The organism is Pseudomonas sp. Teo4 (assembly GCF_034387475.1).
In the GTDB taxonomy this organism is placed as follows: Bacteria; Pseudomonadota; Gammaproteobacteria; order Pseudomonadales; family Pseudomonadaceae; genus Aquipseudomonas.
On the sequence record NZ_JAXCIL010000002.1, the window covers coordinates 1629003 to 1648351 of the forward strand.

The 19349-nt window shown below is 57.4% G+C and carries 15 protein-coding genes and 4 tRNA genes; all 19 read left to right on the forward strand.

Annotation, left to right across the window (positions count from 1 at the left end):
- The first annotated feature begins 135 nt into the window (after window positions 1–135).
- The 19 genes from birA to fusA all read left to right on the forward strand — a co-directional run bounded on the left by birA (window position 136) and on the right by fusA (window position 19349).
- A complete protein-coding gene (gene birA / locus PspTeo4_RS23735; RefSeq protein ID WP_322366231.1) occupies window positions 136–1095 on the forward strand; it encodes a bifunctional biotin--[acetyl-CoA-carboxylase] ligase/biotin operon repressor BirA in 960 nt (319 codons plus the stop codon).
- A complete protein-coding gene (locus tag PspTeo4_RS23740) occupies window positions 1085–1834 on the forward strand; it encodes a pantothenate kinase (protein ID WP_322366232.1) in 750 nt (249 codons plus the stop codon). The genes birA and PspTeo4_RS23740 overlap by 11 nt, the downstream gene beginning before the upstream one ends.
- Window positions 1835–1841: 7 nt before the next feature.
- Entirely contained in the window at window positions 1842–2267 is a 426-nt protein-coding gene (locus PspTeo4_RS23745) for a hypothetical protein (protein WP_322366233.1), read from the forward strand.
- A 152-nt stretch (window positions 2268–2419) separates the two neighbouring features.
- Window positions 2420–2503 (forward strand) — tRNA-Tyr (locus PspTeo4_RS23750).
- A gap of 24 nt (window positions 2504–2527) precedes the next feature.
- Window positions 2528–2601, forward strand: a tRNA-Gly gene (locus tag PspTeo4_RS23755).
- A 29-nt stretch (window positions 2602–2630) separates the two neighbouring features.
- Window positions 2631–2706, forward strand: a tRNA-Thr gene (locus PspTeo4_RS23760).
- A gap of 80 nt (window positions 2707–2786) precedes the next feature.
- Complete coding sequence (gene tuf, locus PspTeo4_RS23765) at window positions 2787–3980, forward strand: elongation factor Tu (protein ID WP_013970626.1); 1194 nt, start codon at window positions 2787–2789, stop codon at window positions 3978–3980.
- Window positions 3981–4034: 54 nt separating this feature from the next.
- Window positions 4035–4110 (forward strand) — tRNA-Trp (locus PspTeo4_RS23770).
- Window positions 4111–4154: 44 nt separating this feature from the next.
- Entirely contained in the window at window positions 4155–4523 is a 369-nt protein-coding gene (gene secE / locus PspTeo4_RS23775; RefSeq protein ID WP_008089117.1) for a preprotein translocase subunit SecE, read from the forward strand.
- Window positions 4524–4532: 9 nt separating this feature from the next.
- Window positions 4533–5066 (forward strand): transcription termination/antitermination protein NusG, encoded by a 534-nt coding sequence (gene nusG / locus PspTeo4_RS23780; RefSeq protein WP_011531880.1) that lies wholly within the window; start codon window positions 4533–4535, stop codon window positions 5064–5066.
- Between the two features lie 119 nt (window positions 5067–5185).
- Window positions 5186–5617 (forward strand): 50S ribosomal protein L11, encoded by a 432-nt coding sequence (gene rplK, locus PspTeo4_RS23785; RefSeq protein WP_322366234.1) that lies wholly within the window; start codon window positions 5186–5188, stop codon window positions 5615–5617.
- Window positions 5617–6312, forward strand: a complete 696-nt coding sequence (gene rplA, locus PspTeo4_RS23790) for a 50S ribosomal protein L1 (protein ID WP_176518112.1) — start codon at window positions 5617–5619, stop codon at window positions 6310–6312. The genes rplK and rplA overlap by 1 nt, the downstream gene beginning before the upstream one ends.
- A gap of 197 nt (window positions 6313–6509) precedes the next feature.
- On the forward strand, window positions 6510–7010 hold the full coding sequence (rplJ, locus tag PspTeo4_RS23795; protein WP_016715872.1) for a 50S ribosomal protein L10: 501 nt from the start codon (window positions 6510–6512) through the stop codon (window positions 7008–7010).
- A gap of 78 nt (window positions 7011–7088) precedes the next feature.
- The gene (rplL, locus tag PspTeo4_RS23800) at window positions 7089–7454 is read left to right on the forward strand and encodes a 50S ribosomal protein L7/L12 (RefSeq protein ID WP_085626169.1); all 366 of its coding nucleotides are present in this window, start codon (window positions 7089–7091) and stop codon (window positions 7452–7454) included.
- A gap of 219 nt (window positions 7455–7673) precedes the next feature.
- Window positions 7674–11747: a DNA-directed RNA polymerase subunit beta gene (gene rpoB / locus PspTeo4_RS23805; protein ID WP_322366235.1), complete on the forward strand. Its 4074-nt coding sequence runs from the start codon at window positions 7674–7676 to the stop codon at window positions 11745–11747.
- Window positions 11748–11811: 64 nt separating this feature from the next.
- A complete protein-coding gene (gene rpoC, locus PspTeo4_RS23810) occupies window positions 11812–16011 on the forward strand; it encodes a DNA-directed RNA polymerase subunit beta' (RefSeq protein ID WP_322366236.1) in 4200 nt (1399 codons plus the stop codon).
- 211 nt (window positions 16012–16222) lie between these two features.
- Window positions 16223–16594 carry a 30S ribosomal protein S12 gene (gene rpsL / locus PspTeo4_RS23815; RefSeq protein ID WP_003186084.1) on the forward strand — a complete coding sequence of 124 codons (372 nt, stop codon included), beginning with the start codon at window positions 16223–16225 and terminating at the stop codon, window positions 16592–16594.
- Window positions 16595–16700: 106 nt separating this feature from the next.
- Complete coding sequence (rpsG, locus tag PspTeo4_RS23820; protein WP_003246741.1) at window positions 16701–17171, forward strand: 30S ribosomal protein S7; 471 nt, start codon at window positions 16701–16703, stop codon at window positions 17169–17171.
- A gap of 30 nt (window positions 17172–17201) precedes the next feature.
- Window positions 17202–19349 carry an elongation factor G gene (gene fusA, locus PspTeo4_RS23825; protein WP_322366237.1) on the forward strand — a complete coding sequence of 716 codons (2148 nt, stop codon included), beginning with the start codon at window positions 17202–17204 and terminating at the stop codon, window positions 19347–19349.

The window sequence follows — 19349 nt, forward strand, 5'->3', positions numbered from 1 at the left end:
CACCGGCGAAGCCGGTGCCGCAGCGGCCGCAACCTCTGTTTCCACTGGGTTATGGCCGCTATATCCGGCCCCTTTTCCTATGCAAGCCCACTACCCATAGCTATCATGCCAGCCTTATTCCAAGTCGAGACTGGCATGCTGAAGTTGTTGAATCTCCTCAAGGATGGCCGGTTCCATTCCGGAGAAGCCTTAGGTGCAGCCCTCGGGGTGAGTCGTAGTGCTGTCTGGAAACAGCTACAGCACCTCGAGAGTGACTTGAACCTGACCATCCACAAGGTTCGCGGGCGCGGCTATCAGCTGGCGGCTCCCTTGGCGTTGCTCGAGGAGCAAGCGATTGCCGAGCTTTCTCAGGGTGAGCAATGGCCGGTGTTCATTCATGACACCATCGACTCGACTAATGCCGAGGGCTTGAGGCTCGCCACGGAGGGGCAGGTTGCGCCATTCCTGGTCCTGGCCGAGCGCCAAAGTGCTGGTCGAGGGCGGCGCGGGCGTCAGTGGGTCAGTCCGTTTGCCGAAAACCTCTATTACAGCCTGGTGTTGCGCGTTGATGGTGGCATGCGGCAGCTTGAGGGCTTGAGCCTGGTTGTCGGGCTAGCAGTCATGCGTACGTTGCAGGCTTTCGGTGTAAAAGAGGTAGGGCTCAAATGGCCTAATGATGTGCTAGTCAGAGGGCAGAAAATTACCGGTATTCTGCTTGAACTGGTTGGAGATCCAGCTGATGTCTGCCATGTAGTGCTGGGTGTCGGTATCAATGTGAACATGCAGGTCAATGAGCAGGTCGACCAGGCATGGACCTCGATGCGGCGTGAACTTGGTACGAGCATTGATCGAAATCGTCTGGTGTCTTCGCTGACCCAGCAACTGCAGCATGAGTTGACGCGCCATCGTCGCTACGGGTTTGCAGCGTTTCAGGAAGAGTGGGAGCAGGCTCATCTCTGGCAGGGGCGGAGTGTATCGCTGATTGCCGGGTCCACCCGTATCGATGGTGTGGTGCTTGGTGTGGATGGGCAGGGCGGTTTGCGCCTTGAGGTCGATGGTGTGGAAAAGAGCTTCAGTGGCGGAGAGCTCAGTTTGAGGTTGCGTGATGATTCTTGAGCTCGATTGCGGTAATAGCTTTATCAAGTGGCGGGTTATTCACACTGCTGACGGCACTATCGTGGGCGGCGGCATTGTCGACTCCGACCAGGCCCTGGTTGCTCAAGTAGCGGCATTGTCATCTATTCATTTATCCGGCTGTCGCATGGTCAGTGTGCGCAGTGAGGATGAGACCGAAGCGCTCTGTGCCCTTATCGCCAAGGCGTTCGCGGTCGAAGCTCGGGTGGCGCAGCCTGCACAGGAAATGTCAGGGGTGCGCAACGGTTATGAAGATTTCCAGCGCTTGGGCATGGATCGCTGGCTAGCCGCTTTGGGTGCTTATCACCTGGCCAAGGGCGCCTGCCTGGTCATCGATCTTGGTACCGCAGCGAAAGCCGACTTCGTCGCCGGCGACGGTGAGCACCTGGGTGGCTACATCTGTCCAGGTATGCCGTTGATGCGCAGTCAGCTCCGTACCCATACCCGTCGGATTCGTTACGACGACGCTTCAGCCGAAAGGGCGCTGGCCAGTCTGGAGCCCGGTCGCTCCACCGTCGAAGCTGTTGAGCGCGGTTGCGTGTTGATGTTGCAGGGGTTTGCGCGCACACAGCTTGAGCAGGCGCGCGCCTTGTGGGGAGATGATTTCGCGGTGTTTCTCACTGGTGGGGATGCCCCGCTGGTAAGAGAGGCCGTGCCGCAGGCGCGAGTCGTGCCTGACCTGGTGTTCGTCGGTCTGGCCATGGCCTGCCCATTGGATTGAGGTGCCTATGCGTTGGTTGTTTCTGTTGTTGGTGGTGCTCAACGTCGTCTATTACGTATGGCACCAGCAGGAAGCCCCGCTGAAGGTCAAGGAAGTCGCGTCCCTGTCGCTGTACAAGGGAAATCAGCAAGAAATCCGTTTACTGCGTGAAGCTGGCGTCAATGCACCGCCCAAGCGGCGTGATGAGTGTCTTGTAGTAGGGGGGCTTGCGACGCAAGAGCAGCTCGATGAGTTGCGTCAGCGTCTGTTGAGCCTCGATATCAGCGCTGTTCCGGTGTCTGGTCAGCTGCCTGGCGCCGACGGTCGCTGGCTCAAGGTCAGCCCTCAAAGCGAGCGTTTGCTGGACTCAGCCGTGCTTTCTACTCTTTCCAACGATTTCAAAGACTTAAAACATAAAATTATTTTCTGCCAGGGTATTGCAACTGGCGAATAGCTTGATAGAATGGCGCCCGCTTCACAGGGAACACTACTTAGGTGGCAGAACTGGAAGCGGTGTCAAAGCAGCTAAGTTTCAGATTTGATTGAAAAAATTTGAAAAAACGCTTGACACTAGGACGGCAGACAAATAGAATGCCGGCCACATCTGGAGGGATTCCCGAGCGGTCAAAGGGGACGGACTGTAAATCCGTTGCGAGAGCTTCGAAGGTTCGAATCCTTCTCCCTCCACCAGTTTTAGCGAGAGCCGCAAGCTCCGCGGGTATAGTTTAGTGGTAGAACCTCAGCCTTCCAAGCTGATGATGCGGGTTCGATTCCCGCTACCCGCTCCAAGTTTGCTGGATTTTGCACAAAGTGTTTCGCTCTTGTAGCTCAGTTGGTAGAGCACACCCTTGGTAAGGGTGAGGTCAGCGGTTCAAGTCCGCTCAAGAGCTCCATATAAACAAGGCAGATATGAAAATATCTGCCTTTGTTTTATCAGCGGTGTGACTATTTTCTTCTGCGGAGGATTGTATCGATGGCTAAGGAAAAGTTTGATCGTTCCCTACCACACGTGAACGTTGGCACTATCGGCCACGTTGACCATGGTAAAACCACTCTGACCGCAGCTCTGACTCGCGTCTGCTCCGAAGTTTTCGGTTCGGCAGTCGTTGAGTTCGACAAGATCGACTCGGCTCCGGAAGAAAAAGCGCGCGGTATCACCATCAACACCGCTCATGTCGAGTACAACTCGAACATTCGTCACTACGCTCACGTTGACTGCCCAGGTCACGCTGACTACGTGAAGAACATGATCACCGGTGCTGCCCAGATGGATGGCGCGATCCTGGTTTGCTCGGCCGCCGATGGTCCGATGCCACAAACCCGTGAGCACATCCTGCTGTCCCGTCAGGTTGGCGTTCCGTACATCGTGGTCTTCCTGAACAAGGCTGACCTGGTAGACGACGCTGAGCTGCTGGAGCTGGTCGAGATGGAAGTTCGCGACCTGCTGTCCACCTACGACTTCCCAGGCGACGACACTCCGATCATCATCGGTTCCGCTCGTATGGCCCTGGAAGGCAAAGACGACAACGAAATGGGTACTACCGCTGTTAAGAAGCTGGTAGAAACTCTGGATGCCTACATCCCTGAGCCAGTTCGTGCCGTTGACCAGCCGTTCCTGATGCCGATCGAAGACGTATTCTCGATCTCGGGTCGTGGTACCGTTGTTACCGGTCGTATCGAGCGTGGTATCGTTCGCGTTCAAGACCCGCTGGAAATCGTTGGTCTGCGTGACACCACCACCACCACCTGCACCGGTGTTGAGATGTTCCGCAAGCTGCTGGACGAAGGCCGTGCTGGCGAGAACTGCGGCGTTCTGCTGCGTGGTACCAAGCGTGACGACGTTGAGCGTGGCCAGGTTCTGGTTAAGCCAGGTTCGGTCAAGCCGCACACCAAGTTCACCGCAGAAGTCTACGTTCTGTCGAAAGAAGAAGGCGGCCGTCACACTCCGTTCTTCAAAGGCTACCGTCCTCAGTTCTACTTCCGTACCACTGACGTGACCGGTAACTGCGAACTGCCGGAAGGCGTTGAAATGGTAATGCCAGGTGACAACATTCAGATGACTGTCACTCTGATCAAGACCATCGCAATGGAAGACGGTCTGCGCTTCGCTATCCGTGAAGGCGGTCGTACCGTCGGCGCCGGTGTCGTAGCAAAAATTATTGAATAAGTAGTTGATTTACTTGATCGGGCCGGTATAATGGCCGGCCTGATACAGCGTTAAAGGTCAGTAGCTCAATTGGCAGAGCGACGGTCTCCAAAACCGTAGGTTGGGGGTTCGATTCCCTCCTGACCTGCCATTCACCTCGGTGTGATTGGCTTTCTTCTCACAGGATCCTCCCCGATGACGCCCAAGACTGAAGCCCAAGAATCGCGTTTTGATCTGTTCAAGTGGCTGGCTGTAGTGGCTTTGGTGGTCGTTGGTGTTGTGGGTAATCAGTATTACTCCGCCTCTCCGATCCTGTATCGCGTCCTTGCACTTCTCGCCCTGGCTGCTGTCGCAGGCTTTGTTGCCTTGCAGACTGCGAAGGGTAAGTCGTTCTTTGCGTTGGCGAAGGAAGCTCGTACCGAGATTCGTAAAGTCGTGTGGCCGACCCGCCAGGAAACCACCCAGACCACTCTGATTGTCGTGGCTGTCGTGTTGGTTATGGCACTGCTGCTGTGGGGTCTTGATTCCCTGCTCGGCTGGGCGGTCTCCCTGATCGTTGGCTAAAGGTGTCCCGTGGCTAAGCGTTGGTATGTTGTGCATGCTTACTCGGGTTACGAGAAGCATGTGATGCGGTCGCTGATCGAGCGCGTCAAGCTGGCTGGCATGGAAGACGAATTCGGCGAGATCCTGGTCCCGACCGAAGAAGTCGTAGAAATGCGCAACGGCCAAAAGCGTAAGAGTGAGCGCAAGTTCTTCCCTGGCTATGTTCTGGTCCAGATGGAAATGAACGAAGGGACTTGGCACTTGGTCAAGGATACCCCGCGTGTGATGGGCTTTATTGGTGGTACCGCAGACAAGCCTGCGCCGATCACTGATAAAGAAGCTGAAGCTATCCTGCGTCGCGTAGCTGACGGTAGTGATAAGCCGAAGCCGAAGACGCTGTTCGAGCCGGGTGAAGTGGTTCGAGTCATTGACGGTCCGTTCGCTGACTTCAATGGTAGTGTCGAAGAGGTTAACTACGAAAAGAGTCGCCTCCAGGTGGCGGTGCTCATTTTCGGTCGCTCTACTCCGGTGGAGCTCGAGTTCAGCCAGGTCGAAAAGGTCTAGGCGGACAATGCATCCCATACCCCGCAGCCCTGTGTGCTGCGGGGTTTTGTCGTCACTGGGATAAAACGCAAGTCATCCGGGGAGCCTTCTGGCGTTCGTACCCGATTTTGGAGTAGCTCATGGCTAAGAAGATTCAGGCTTACATCAAGCTGCAAGTTAAGGCCGGCCAGGCCAACCCAAGCCCACCCGTTGGTCCAGCACTGGGTCAACACGGTGTGAACATCATGGAATTCTGCAAGGCCTTCAACGCCCGTACTCAGGGTCAAGAAGCCGGCCTGCCGACTCCTGTGATCATCACTGTCTACAGTGACCGTAGCTTCACTTTCGAAACCAAGAGCACCCCTGCTTCGGTTCTGCTGAAGAAGGCTGCTGGCCTGGCTAGCGGTTCGGCTCGCCCGAACACTGTCAAGGTTGGCACCGTCAACCGTGCTCAGCTCGAAGAGATCGCCAAGGCCAAACAGGCTGATCTGACCGCTGCTGACCTGGACGCAGCTGTACGCACCATCGCTGGCTCTGCCCGCAGCATGGGCCTGAACGTGGAGGGTGTGTAATGGCTAAGCTGACCAAGCGCCAAAAGGCCATTGCTTCGAAAATCGAAGCTGGCAAAGTTTACAACTTCGAAGAAGCCGCCGTGCTGCTGGCCGAACTGTCCACCGTGAAGTTCAGCGAGTCCTTCGACGTTGCCGTCAACCTCGGCGTTGACCCACGTAAATCCGACCAGGTCGTTCGTAGCGCTACCGTGCTGCCACACGGCACTGGCAAGACCGTACGTGTTGCCGTCTTCACCCAGGGTCCAGCTGCTGAAGCCGCTCTGGCTGCCGGCGCTGACCGCGTAGGTATGGACGATCTGGCTGCCGAAATGAAAGGCGGCGACCTGAACTATGACGTCGTCATCGCATCGCCTGATGCCATGCGCGTTGTAGGTCAGCTGGGTCAGGTTCTGGGTCCTCGCGGCCTGATGCCTAACCCGAAAGTTGGTACCGTGACTCCAGACGTAGCTGGCGCTGTCAAAAACGCCAAGGCTGGTCAGGTTCGCTACCGTACCGACAAGAACGGTATCATCCACACCTCCGTTGGCAAGGTCGGCTTCGAAGCTGGCAAGCTGAAGGAAAACGTTGAAGCCCTGATCGCTGACCTGAAGCGTATCAAGCCAGCTTCTTCGAAAGGTATCTACGTCAAGCGCGTTACCCTGAGCACCACTATGGGCCCAGGTCTGGTTATCGACCAGAGCTCGCTGAACGCGTAAGACCATGGTGGCGCGATTCGTCGCGCCACCAGCAAAAATTGGGGTCCCTGCCTGGCGGGGGCTATCCAAGACCGTAGGCGGCGCAAGCCTTAAACGACAAGCCTACGCAGATGGTGCTCCCGATTCGTTACCGAATCAGACACCAAAACGACATCCGGCTTCGGCCAGATGAAACGGTAAAAACCAGGAGTAAACCCGTGGCAATTAAACTCGAAGACAAGAAGGCCATCGTCGCTGAAGTCAACGAGGCTGCCAAAGTCGCTCTGTCCGCTGTCGTGGCCGATGCCCGTGGTGTGACTGTAAGCGCAATGACCGGACTCCGTAAAGAGGCCCGCGAAGCTGGCGTTTACGTACGTGTCGTACGTAATACCCTGCTCAAGCGCGCTGTTGAAGGCACCGAATTCTCGATCCTCAACGACGCGTTCAAAGGCCCGACCCTGATTGCTTTCTCCAACGAACACCCGGGCGCTGCTGCTCGTCTGTTCAAAGAGTTCGCCAAGGGTCAGGACAAGTTCGAGATCAAGGCAGCTGCGTTTGACGGCAATTTCATTGCAGCGAACCAGATCGACGTGTTGGCTACCCTGCCGACCCGCGACGAAGCTATTGCGAAACTGATGAGCGTGATCCAAGGCGCTACCAGCAAGCTGGCTCGTACTCTGGCAGCCATTCGCGACCAGAAAGAAGCTACCGCTGCCTAAGGCACGCGAGACTCTTTCAAAATCATACGTTTAATTTGATGGCTGCGTAGGCTGTCACCCCAATACAGGATTTAAGTCATGTCTCTGACTAACGAACAAATCATCGAAGCAATCGGCCAGAAAACCGTTCTGGAAGTTGTTGAACTGATCAAAGCAATGGAAGAAACCTTCGGCGTTACCGCTGCTGTTGCCGCTGCTGGCCCAGCTGCTGCTGCTGCCGTTGTTGAAGAGCAAACCGAGTTCAACGTCGTTCTGACCGAAGCTGGCGACAAGAAGGTCAACGTGATCAAGGCAGTTCGTGAACTGACCGGTCTGGGCCTGAAAGAAGCCAAAGAGAAAGTCGACGGCGCTCCTCAGGTTATCGCTGAAGGCGTTTCGAAAGAAGCCGCTGAAGACGCGAAGAAGAAGCTGGAAGAAGCTGGCGCTAAAGTCGAGCTGAAGTAATCTCGACCTTGCGACTCCAGCCGGAGCGTTGAGCGAAGGCTGATGGCTGGTGGCTTATGCCACCGGCCTTTTTCCGTTATTGGTGGCCGATCAGGTCGGCCCCGATAACAGGCTGCAAGACACCCATGTGGGTGGCGCAAACCAAGGGGTTTGCACGATTTTCTGGCTGCTCCCGCCGGGAGAAGCCAAACAAGCAGGTGACCAAGCTGGGGAACGCTGATGGCTTACTCATACACTGAGAAAAAACGTATCCGCAAGGACTTTAGCAAGTTGCCGGACGTCATGGATGTGCCTTACCTCCTGGCCATCCAGCTGGATTCGTATCGCGAATTCCTGCAAGCGGGAGCATCCAAGGATCAGTTCCGCGACGTCGGCCTGCACGCGGCCTTCAAATCGGTATTCCCGATCATCAGCTACTCCGGCAATGCTGCCCTGGAGTACGTAGGCTATCGCCTGGGCGAACCAGCCTTCGATGTGAAGGAATGTGTCCTGCGTGGCGTGACCTTCGCGGTCCCACTGCGGGTCAAGGTGCGCCTGATCATCTTCGACAAGGAATCGTCGAACAAAGCGATCAAGGACATCAAAGAGCAAGAAGTCTACATGGGTGAAATCCCCCTGATGACTGAGAACGGTACCTTCGTAATCAACGGTACCGAGCGTGTGATCGTTTCCCAGCTGCACCGTTCGCCTGGTGTGTTCTTCGACCACGACCGTGGCAAGACTCACAGCTCCGGCAAGCTGCTGTACTCCGCTCGCATCATCCCTTACCGCGGTTCGTGGCTGGACTTCGAGTTCGACCCTAAAGACTGCGTGTTCGTGCGTATCGACCGTCGCCGCAAACTGCCGGCTTCGGTACTGCTGCGCGCCCTGGGTTACAGCACCGAAGAGGTTCTGAACACCTTCTACACCACCAACGTCTTCCATGTGTCCGGCGAAAAACTGAGCCTGGAACTGGTACCGCAGCGTCTGCGTGGTGAAGTTGCTGTCATGGACATCCTTGACGGCAGCGGCAAGGTCATCGTCGAGCAAGGGCGCCGTATTACCGCGCGTCACGTCAACCAGCTCGAGAAGGCCGGCGTCAGCCAGCTGGACGTTCCAATGGAGTACGTCCTGGGTCGTACCACCGCCAAGGCCATCGTGCATCCGGCCACCGGTGAGATCCTGGCTGAGTGCAACACCGAGATGACCACCGAGCTGATGATCAAGGTCGCCAAGGCCCAGGTCGTTCGCATCGAGACCCTGTACACCAACGACATCGACTGCGGTCCGTTCATCTCCGACACCCTGAAGATCGACACCACCAGCAACCAGCTGGAAGCTCTGGTCGAGATCTACCGCATGATGCGTCCAGGCGAGCCGCCAACCAAGGATGCCGCCGAGACCCTGTTCAACAACCTGTTCTTCAGCGCCGAGCGTTACGACCTGTCCGCCGTTGGCCGCATGAAGTTCAACCGTCGTATCGGTCGTACCGAGATCGAAGGTTCGGGCGTGCTGAGCAAGGAAGATATCGTCGAGGTCCTCAAGACCCTGGTCGACATCCGTAACGGCAAAGGCATCGTCGACGACATCGACCACCTGGGTAACCGTCGCGTCCGTTGCGTCGGCGAGATGGCCGAGAACCAGTTCCGTGTTGGCCTGGTGCGCGTAGAGCGTGCGGTCAAGGAACGCCTGTCGATGGCAGAAAGCGAAGGCCTGATGCCGCAAGACCTGATCAACGCCAAGCCAGTAGCGGCGGCGGTGAAAGAGTTCTTCGGTTCCAGCCAGCTGTCGCAGTTCATGGACCAGAACAACCCGCTCTCCGAGATCACCCACAAGCGTCGTGTCTCCGCACTCGGCCCTGGTGGTCTGACCCGTGAGCGCGCTGGCTTCGAAGTCCGTGACGTACACCCGACCCACTACGGCCGTGTGTGCCCGATCGAGACCCCTGAAGGTCCGAACATCGGTCTGATCAACTCCCTGGCAGCCTATGCCCGCACCAACCAGTACGGCTTCCTGGAAAGCCCGTACCGCGTTGTGAAGGAAGGCGTGGTCAGCGATGACATCGTGTTCCTGTCGGCGATCGAAGAAGCGGATCACGTCATTGCACAGGCTTCGGCCGCAATGAACGAGAAGAAGCAGCTGATCGACGAGCTGGTAGCGGTCCGTCACCTGAACGAATTCACCGTCAAGGCGCCGGAAGACGTCACCCTGATGGACGTTTCGCCGAAGCAGGTTGTTTCCGTCGCTGCCTCGTTGATTCCGTTCCTCGAGCACGACGACGCCAACCGTGCATTGATGGGTTCGAACATGCAGCGTCAGGCTGTACCGACACTGCGTGCCGACAAGCCGCTGGTAGGTACCGGCATGGAGCGCAACGTCGCCCGTGACTCCGGTGTCTGCGTGGTTGCTCGCCGTGGCGGCGTGATCGACTCGGTCGACGCAAGCCGTATCGTCGTTCGCGTTGCCGACGACGAAGTCGAGACCGGCGAAGCAGGTGTGGATATCTACAACCTGACCAAGTACACCCGTTCCAACCAGAACACCTGCATCAACCAGCGTCCGCTGGTCAGCAAAGGTGACGTGGTTGCGCGTGGTGACATCATGGCCGACGGCCCGTCCACCGACATGGGTGAACTGGCTCTGGGTCAGAACATGCGCATCGCGTTCATGGCGTGGAACGGCTTCAACTTCGAAGACTCCATCTGCCTGTCCGAGCGTGTTGTTCAGGAAGACCGTTTCACCACCATCCACATTCAGGAACTGACCTGTGTGGCGCGTGACACCAAGCTTGGCCCAGAGGAAATCACTGCGGACATCCCGAACGTCGGTGAAGCCGCTCTGAACAAACTGGACGAAGCCGGTATCGTCTACGTCGGTGCCGAAGTTGGCGCTGGTGATATCCTGGTCGGCAAGGTCACTCCGAAAGGTGAGACCCAGCTGACTCCGGAAGAAAAACTGCTGCGTGCGATCTTCGGTGAGAAGGCCAGCGACGTCAAAGACACCTCCCTGCGCGTGCCGACCGGCACCAAGGGTACCGTCATCGACGTTCAGGTCTTCACTCGTGATGGCGTTGAGCGCGACAGCCGCGCCCTGGCCATCGAGAAGATGCAGCTGGACGAGATCCGCAAGGACCTCAACGAAGAGTTCCGCATCGTCGAAGGCGCGACCTTCGAGCGTCTGCGTAGTGCCCTGAACGGCCAGGTGGTCGACGGTGGCGCGGGCCTGAAGAAAGGCGCCGTGATCACTGACGAAGTGCTGGACGGTCTGGAGCACGGCCAGTGGTTCAAACTGCGCATGGCTGAAGATGCACTGAACGAGCAGCTGGAAAAGGCTCAGCAGTACATCGTCGACCGCCGTCGTCTGTTGGATGACAAGTTCGAAGACAAGAAGCGCAAGCTGCAGCAGGGCGACGACTTGGCTCCGGGCGTTCTGAAGATCGTCAAGGTCTACCTGGCAATCCGCCGTCGCATCCAGCCGGGTGACAAGATGGCCGGTCGTCACGGTAACAAAGGTGTGGTCTCCGTGATCATGCCGGTCGAAGACATGCCGCACGACGCCAACGGTACTCCGGTCGACGTCGTACTGAACCCGCTGGGCGTACCTTCGCGTATGAACGTCGGTCAGATCCTTGAAACCCACCTGGGCCTCGCGGCCAAAGGTCTGGGCGAGAAGATCGACCGCATGATCGAAGAGCAGCGCAAGGCCGCTGAACTGCGCACCTTCCTGACCGAGATCTACAACGAGATCGGTGGTCGTCAGGAAAACCTGGACGAGTTCTCTGACGAAGAGATCATCACCCTGGCGAACAACCTGAAGAAGGGTGTGCCGATGGCCACTCCAGTCTTCGACGGTGCCAAGGAGCGTGAGATCAAGGCCATGCTGAAGCTGGCCGACCTGCCAGAGAGCGGCCAGATGGTGCTGTTCGATGGTCGTACCGGCAACAAGTTCGAGCGTCCTGTGACCGTTGGTTACATGTACATGCTCAAGCTGAACCACTTGGTGGACGACAAGATGCACGCGCGTTCCACTGGTTCCTACAGCCTGGTTACCCAGCAGCCGCTGGGTGGTAAGGCGCAGTTCGGTGGTCAGCGTTTCGGGGAGATGGAAGTGTGGGCGCTGGAAGCATACGGCGCGGCATACACCCTGCAAGAAATGCTCACAGTGAAGTCGGACGACGTGAACGGCCGTACCAAGATGTACAAGAACATCGTGGATGGCGATCACCGTATGGAGCCGGGCATGCCCGAGTCCTTCAACGTGTTGATCAAAGAGATCCGTTCGCTCGGTATCGATATCGATCTGGAAACCGAATAACACGTGACGCGAAGGGGAGTGGGGCAGGTAATGCCCGCTCCCTGCTCCGCCAGGAGGAAAGGCCTTGAAAGACCTACTGAATTTGCTGAAAAACCAGGGTCAAGTCGAAGAGTTCGACGCCATCCGCATCGGTCTGGCGTCGCCTGAAATGATCCGTTCGTGGTCGTTCGGTGAAGTTAAGAAGCCGGAAACCATCAACTACCGTACGTTCAAGCCTGAGCGTGACGGCCTGTTCTGCGCCAAGATCTTTGGCCCAGTCAAGGACTACGAGTGCCTGTGCGGTAAGTACAAGCGCCTGAAGCACCGTGGCGTCATCTGCGAGAAGTGCGGCGTTGAAGTCGCTCTGGCCAAGGTTCGTCGTGAGCGCATGGCGCACATCGAACTGGCTTCGCCGGTTGCCCACATCTGGTTCCTGAAGTCGCTGCCGTCCCGTATCGGCCTGCTGATGGACATGACCCTGCGTGATATCGAGCGCGTGCTCTACTTCGAGAGCTATGTCGTTATTGATCCGGGCATGACCACCCTGGAAAAGGGTCAGCTGCTGAACGACGAGCAGTATTTCGAAGCGCTGGAAGAGTTCGGTGACGACTTCGACGCCCGCATGGGTGCCGAGGCTGTCCGCGAACTGCTGCACGCTATCGACCTGGAGCACGAGATCGGCCGCCTGCGCGAAGAGATTCCGCAGACCAACTCGGAAACCAAGATCAAGAAGCTGTCCAAACGCCTGAAGCTGATGGAAGCTTTCCAGGGTTCGGGCAACCTGCCTGAGTGGATGGTCCTGACCGTCCTGCCAGTACTGCCGCCGGACCTGCGTCCGCTGGTACCGCTGGATGGTGGCCGCTTCGCGACCTCCGACCTGAACGACCTGTATCGTCGGGTGATCAACCGTAACAACCGTCTGAAGCGCCTGCTTGATCTGTCGGCGCCGGACATCATCGTGCGCAACGAAAAGCGCATGCTGCAGGAAGCGGTCGACGCCCTGCTGGACAACGGCCGTCGCGGTCGCGCCATCACTGGCTCGAACAAGCGTCCGCTGAAGTCCCTGGCTGACATGATCAAAGGTAAGCAAGGTCGCTTCCGTCAGAACTTGCTCGGTAAGCGTGTTGACTACTCCGGTCGTTCGGTAATTACCGTAGGCCCGACCCTGCGTCTGCACCAGTGCGGTCTGCCGAAGAAGATGGCTCTCGAGCTGTTCAAGCCGTTCATTTTCGGCAAGCTGGAAATGCGTGGTCTGGCGACCACCATCAAGGCTGCCAAGAAGATGGTCGAGCGCGAACTGCCAGAGGTATGGGACGTTCTCGCCGAAGTGATTCGCGAACACCCCGTCCTGCTCAACCGTGCACCGACCCTGCACCGTCTGGGTATCCAGGCGTTCGAGCCAGTGCTGATCGAAGGTAAGGCTATCCAGCTGCACCCGCTGGTCTGTGCCGCGTACAACGCCGACTTCGACGGTGACCAGATGGCCGTTCACGTGCCGCTGACCCTGGAAGCTCAGCTTGAAGCGCGTGCGCTGATGATGTCGACCAACAACATCCTGTCGCCAGCCAACGGTGAGCCAATCATCGTTCCGTCGCAGGACGTTGTACTGGGTCTGTACTACATGACCCGTGAAGCCATCAACGCCAAAGGCGAAGGTCGCGTGTTCGCCGACCTGCAGGAAGTCGACCGCGTATTCCGCGCCGGCGAAGCTGCCCTGCACGCCAAAATCAAGGTGCGTATCAACGAAACCGTCAAAGAGCGTGATGGTTCCGTGGTCAAGAACACCCGCATCGTCGACACCACTGTCGGCCGTGCGCTGCTGTTCCAGGTTGTACCGGCAGGTCTGCCGTACGACGTGGTTAACCAGCCGATGAAGAAAAAGGCGATCTCCAAGCTGATCAACCAGTGCTACCGCGTGGTTGGTCTGAAAGAGACCGTTATCTTCGCTGACCAGCTGATGTACACCGGTTTCGCTTATTCGACCATTTCCGGCGTTTCCATCGGTGTTAACGACTTCGTTATCCCGGACGAGAAAGCCCGCATCATCGGTAACGCTACCGACGAAGTGAAGGAAATCGAGAGCCAGTACGCCTCCGGCCTGGTAACCCAGGGCGAGAAGTACAACAAGGTCATCGACTTGTGGTCGAAGGCGAACGACGAAGTGTCCAAGGCGATGATGGCCAACCTCTCGAAAGAGAAGGTCATCGACCGCGAGGGCAAGGAAGTCGATCAAGAGTCCTTCAACTCGATGTACATGATGGCTGACTCCGGTGCGCGGGGTTCCGCAGCCCAGATCCGTCAGCTGGCCGGTATGCGTGGTCTGATGGCCAAGCCGGACGGCTCCATCATCGAGACGCCGATCACCGCGAACTTCCGTGAAGGTCTGAGCGTACTTCAGTACTTCATCTCGACTCACGGTGCTCGTAAGGGTCTGGCGGATACCGCCTTGAAGACTGCGAACTCCGGTTACCTGACTCGCCGTCTGGTAGACGTTGCCCAGGATCTGGTCGTTACCGAGATCGACTGCGGCACCGACCAGGGCCTGCTGATGACCCCGCACATCGAAGGCGGCGACGTTGTAGAGCCGCTGGGTGAGCGTGTACTGGGTCGTGTCATCGCCCGTGACGTGTTCAAGCCAGGCACCGAGGACGTCATCGTTCCGGCCGGTACCCTGGTCGACGAGCAGTGGGTCGAGTTCATCGAGCTGAACAGCATCGACGAAGTGATCGTGCGTTCGCCGATCAACTGCGAAACCCGCTACGGCATCTGCGCCAAGTGCTACGGTCGTGACCTGGCTCGTGGTCACCAGGTGAACATCGGTGAAGCTGTCGGCGTTATCGCTGCTCAGTCGATCGGTGAGCCGGGTACCCAGCTGACCATGCGTACGTTCCACATCGGTGGTGCTGCAAGCCGTACCTCGGCTGCCGACAGTGTCCAGGTGAAGAACGGCGGTATGGTTCGTCTGCACAACCTGAAGCAGGTTGAGCGTGCCGATGGCAACCTGGTTGCCGTATCGCGTTCCGGTGAGCTGGCCATTGCCGACGAATTCGGTCGTGAGCGTGAGCGTTACAAGCTGCCTTACGGTGCGGTGATTTCGGTCAAGGAAGGTGAGAAGGTCGAAGCTGGCGCCATCGTCGCCAAGTGGGACCCGCACACCCACCCGATCGTTACCGAGCTGAAAGGTACCGTGACCTTCGTGGGCATGGAAGAAAACATCACCATCAAGCGCCAGACCGACGAACTGACCGGTCTGACCAACATTGAAGTTCTGGACGTCAAGGATCGCCCTGCCGCTGGCAAGGAAATCCGTCCGGCCATCAAGATGGTAGATGCTGCTGGCAAGGACCTGTACCTGCCAGGTACCGACGTACCTGCCCAGTACTTCCTGCCGGCCAACGCCTTGGTTGGTGTGGCTGACGGTGCACAGATCGGCGTCGGTGACGTTATTGCGCGTATTCCGCAAGAAACGTCGAAGACCCGTGACATCACCGGTGGTCTGCCGCGCGTTGCCGACCTGTTCGAAGCGCGTCGTCCGAAAGAAGCCTCGATTCTGGCTGAAGTCAGCGGCACCATCGCGTTCGGTAAAGAGACCAAGGGCAAGCGCCGTCTGGTCATTACTCCGACCGACGGTAGCGATCCGTACGAAGAGCTGATTCCGAAGTGGCGCCACCTGAACGTCTTCGAAGGCGAACAGGTAAACCGCGGCGAAGTTATCTCCGACGGCCCGAGCGATCCGCACGACATCCTGCGTCTGCTGGGTGTGAGCGCGCTGGCGAAGTACATCGTCAACGAGATTCAGGACGTTTACCGTCTGCAAGGCGTTAAGATCAACGACAAGCACATCGAGACCATCCTGCGTCAGATGCTGCGCAAGGTCGAGATCTCCGAGTCGGGCGATTCCAGCTTCATCAAGGGCGACCAGATGGAACTGACCCAGGTACTGGTCGAGAACGAGCGTCTCGCCAGCGAGGACAAGTTCATCTCGAAGTTCACCCGTGTGCTGCTGGGTATCACCAAGGCCTCGCTGTCGACCGAGTCGTTCATCTCCGCGGCTTCCTTCCAGGAAACCACCCGCGTACTGACCGAAGCGGCGGTAACCGGCAAGCGCGATTACCTGCGCGGCCTGAAAGAGAACGTGGTCGTGGGTCGTCTGATCCCGGCCGGTACTGGTCTGGCATACCACAGCGAGCGTAAGCGTCGCCGTGATGCAGACAAGCCGCTGCGCGTAAGTGCCAGTGAGGTGGAAGCCGCACTGACCGAAGCGCTGAACTCCAGCGGTAACTAAGTACAGGGCAGGGCCCCGGCAGTTCCTGAAGGTCATCGGTGACATGAATTGTTGCCGATGATCGGGCGGGGAGGGCCGGGGCCTCGTCTTGACTGGGTGCAAGATCCTCTTTAGACTTTTGTACCCTTAAATTTGGTGAGGCTCCGTCTCGCCAATTTTTGGCTTTTCTTGCAAGACAATAGCGTCGCAAGACAATCAGTGGAGCTAGTAGATGGCAACTATCAACCAGCTGGTACGTCAGCCGCGTAAGCGTATCGTCGAGAAATCCGACGTTCCTGCGCTGCAGAACTGCCCGCAACGTCGTGGCGTGTGCACCCGCGTGTACACCACCACGCCGAAAAAACCTAACTCGGCACTGCGTAAAGTATGCCGTGTGCGTCTGACCAACGGTTTCGAGGTTTCCTCGTACATCGGTGGTGAAGGCCACAACCTGCAAGAGCACAGCGTCGTCCTGATCCGTGGCGGCCGTGTAAAAGACTTGCCAGGTGTTCGTTACCACACCGTTCGCGGCTCTCTGGATACTTCGGGCGTCAAAGGCCGTAACCAGGGTCGTTCGAAATACGGTACCAAGCGTCCGAAGTAATCGGTCGTTTGCAGACATCCATTTTTTTGAGTCGATAAGAGTAAGGTCGGGCAGGGGTCGAAGACCCACGTCCCGGGCTAACCTGAAGACCGTTTGAGGGCTTATCATGCCAAGACGTCGTGTAGCAGCAAAACGTGAGATCCTTGACGATCCGAAGTACGGATCCCAGATCCTCGCCAAGTTCATGAACCACGTGATGGAAAGCGGCAAGAAGGCCGTAGCCGAGCGCATCGTTTACGGTGCTCTGGATACCGTCAAAGCACGCAAGAACAGCGACCCCCTGGAAATCTTCGAGAAAGCTCTCGACGCCATCGCTCCGCTGGTCGAAGTTAAGTCCCGCCGTGTAGGCGGTGCTACCTACCAGGTTCCGGTTGAAGTTCGTCCATCCCGTCGTAACGCTCTGGCAATGCGCTGGCTCGTAGACTACGCCCGCAAGCGTGGCGAGAAGTCCATGGCCCTGCGCCTGGCTGGCGAGCTGCTGGATGCTGCCGAAGGCAAGGGTGCTGCAGTCAAGAAGCGTGAAGACGTGCACCGTATGGCCGAAGCCAACAAAGCGTTCTCGCACTACCGCTTCTAATTCAAGCATCAATCTTTTTGCGAGGGCTTTATGGCTCGTACTACAGCAATTAACCGCTACCGTAACATCGGTATCTGTGCTCACGTTGACGCGGGCAAGACTACCACTACCGAGCGGATCCTGTTCTACACAGGCCTGAGCCACAAGATGGGCGAGGTGCATGACGGCGCCGCGACCACCGACTGGATGGTTCAGGAGCAGGAGCGCGGTATCACCATTACCTCCGCTGCTGTTACCACCTTCTGGAAAGGTTCCCGTGGTCAGTACGACAACTACCGCGTAAACGTCATCGATACCCCCGGCCACGTTGACTTCACCATTGAAGTAGAGCGTTCGCTGCGTGTACTCGACGGCGCGGTCGTCGTATTCTGCGGTACTTCCGGCGTTGAGCCGCAGTCCGAAACCGTATGGCGTCAGGCCAACAAATACGGCGTTCCACGTGTTGTCTACGTGAACAAGATGGACCGTGCTGGTGCCAACTTCCTGCGCGTTGTCGGTCAGATCAAGAACCGTCTGGGTCACACCCCGGTTCCGGTCCAGCTGGCTATCGGTGCTGAAGAAGACTTCCAGGGTCAGGTTGACCTGATCAAGATGAAAGCCATCTACTGGAACGAAGACGACAAGGGCACTACCTACCGTGAGGAAGAGATTCCTGCCGAGCTGGTAGACCTGGCCAACGAATGGCGCAACAACATGGTTGAGGCTGCTGCCGAAGCCAGCGAAGAACTGATGAACAAGTACCTCGAAGAAGGTGACCTGTCCGTCGAAGACATCAAGGCTGGTCTGCGCGCCCGTACCCTGGCGAGCGAGATCGTTCCTGCTGTCTGCGGTTCCTCGTTCAAGAACAAGGGCGTTCCCCTGGTTCTCGACGCCGTTATCGACTTCCTGCCTGCTCCGACCGAGATTCCTGCGATCAAGGGTATCCACCCTGATCTGGCCGAAGTGCCGAAGGACGAAGTCAAGCCAGAACAGTACGACGAGCGTCACGCTAGCGACGACGAGCCTTTCTCGGCGCTGGCCTTCAAGATTGCCACCGACCCGTTCGTTGGTACTCTGACCTTCGTCCGCGTTTATTCGGGCTTCCTGACCTCCGGTGACTCCGTCATCAACTCGGTCAAGGGCAAGAAAGAGCGCGTTGGTCGTATGGTGCAGATGCACGCTAACCAGCGTGAAGAGATCAAAGAAGTACGCGCTGGTGACATCGCTGCTCTGATCGGCATGAAGGACGTCACCACTGGTGACACCCTGTGCAACGCCGACAAGCCGATCATCCTCGAGCGTATGGACTTCCCAGAGCCTGTGATTTCGCTCTCTGTAGAGCCGAAAACCAAGCAGGATCAGGAGAAGATGGGTATCGCACTGGGCAAGCTGGCTCAGGAAGACCCGTCGTTCCGCGTCAAGACTGACGAAGAAACCGGTCAGACCATCATCTCCGGTATGGGTGAGCTGCACCTGGACATTCTCGTTGACCGCATGAAGCGCGAATTCAACGTTGAAGCCAACATTGGTAAGCCTCAGGTTTCGTACCGCGAGAAGATCACCAAGTCCAACGTCGAAATCGAAGGCAAGTTCGTTCGTCAGTCGGGTGGTCGTGGTCAGTTCGGTCACTGCTGGATCCGTTTCTCGGAGCCAGATCAGGACGAGAAAGGCAACATCACCGAAGGTCTGGTGTTCGCGAACGAAGTCGTTGGTGGTGTGATTCCTAAGGAATACATCCCTGCGATCCAGAAGGGTATCGAAGAGCAGATGAAGAACGGCGTTGTTGCCGGCTATCCTCTGATCGGCCTGAAGGCCGCGGTATTCGATGGTTCGTACCACGACGTCGACTCCAACGAAATGGCGTTCAAGATCGCTGCTTCGATGGCAACCAAGCAACTGGCCCAGAAGGGCGGTGGCGTGGTTCTCGAGCCGATCATGAAGGTCGAAGTTGTAACCCCGGAAGACTACCTGGGTGACGTGATGGGTGACCTGAACCGTCGTCGTGGTCTGGTACAGGGTATGGATGAGTCGGTCTCTGGCCGTGTCGTCCGCGCTGAAGTTCCGCTCGGAGAGATGTTCGGTTATGCAACCGACGTTCGTTCCATGTCTCAGGGTCGCGCAAGCTACTCCATGGAATTCTCCAAATACGCCGAAGCTCCGTCGAACATCGTCGAAGCACTCGTTAAAAAACAAGGCTAA

What these genes read in the sequence shown, in the direction of transcription:
- tuf (WP_013970626.1), top strand. Translation starts at nt 2,787, where the DNA reads ATGGCTAAGGAAAAGTTTGATCGTTCCCTACCACACGTGAACGTTGGC.
- rpoB (WP_322366235.1), top strand. Translation starts at nt 7,674, where the DNA reads ATGGCTTACTCATACACTGAGAAAAAACGTATCCGCAAGGACTTTAGC.
- fusA (WP_322366237.1), top strand. Translation starts at nt 17,202, where the DNA reads ATGGCTCGTACTACAGCAATTAACCGCTACCGTAACATCGGTATCTGT.
- rpsG (WP_003246741.1), top strand. Translation starts at nt 16,701, where the DNA reads ATGCCAAGACGTCGTGTAGCAGCAAAACGTGAGATCCTTGACGATCCG.
- rplK (WP_322366234.1), top strand. Translation starts at nt 5,186, where the DNA reads ATGGCTAAGAAGATTCAGGCTTACATCAAGCTGCAAGTTAAGGCCGGC.
- rpsL (WP_003186084.1), top strand. Translation starts at nt 16,223, where the DNA reads ATGGCAACTATCAACCAGCTGGTACGTCAGCCGCGTAAGCGTATCGTC.
- secE (WP_008089117.1), top strand. Translation starts at nt 4,155, where the DNA reads ATGACGCCCAAGACTGAAGCCCAAGAATCGCGTTTTGATCTGTTCAAG.
- rplA (WP_176518112.1), top strand. Translation starts at nt 5,617, where the DNA reads ATGGCTAAGCTGACCAAGCGCCAAAAGGCCATTGCTTCGAAAATCGAA.
- birA (WP_322366231.1), top strand. Translation starts at nt 136, where the DNA reads ATGCTGAAGTTGTTGAATCTCCTCAAGGATGGCCGGTTCCATTCCGGA.
- rplL (WP_085626169.1), top strand. Translation starts at nt 7,089, where the DNA reads ATGTCTCTGACTAACGAACAAATCATCGAAGCAATCGGCCAGAAAACC.
- PspTeo4_RS23740 (WP_322366232.1), top strand. Translation starts at nt 1,085, where the DNA reads ATGATTCTTGAGCTCGATTGCGGTAATAGCTTTATCAAGTGGCGGGTT.
- PspTeo4_RS23745 (WP_322366233.1), top strand. Translation starts at nt 1,842, where the DNA reads ATGCGTTGGTTGTTTCTGTTGTTGGTGGTGCTCAACGTCGTCTATTAC.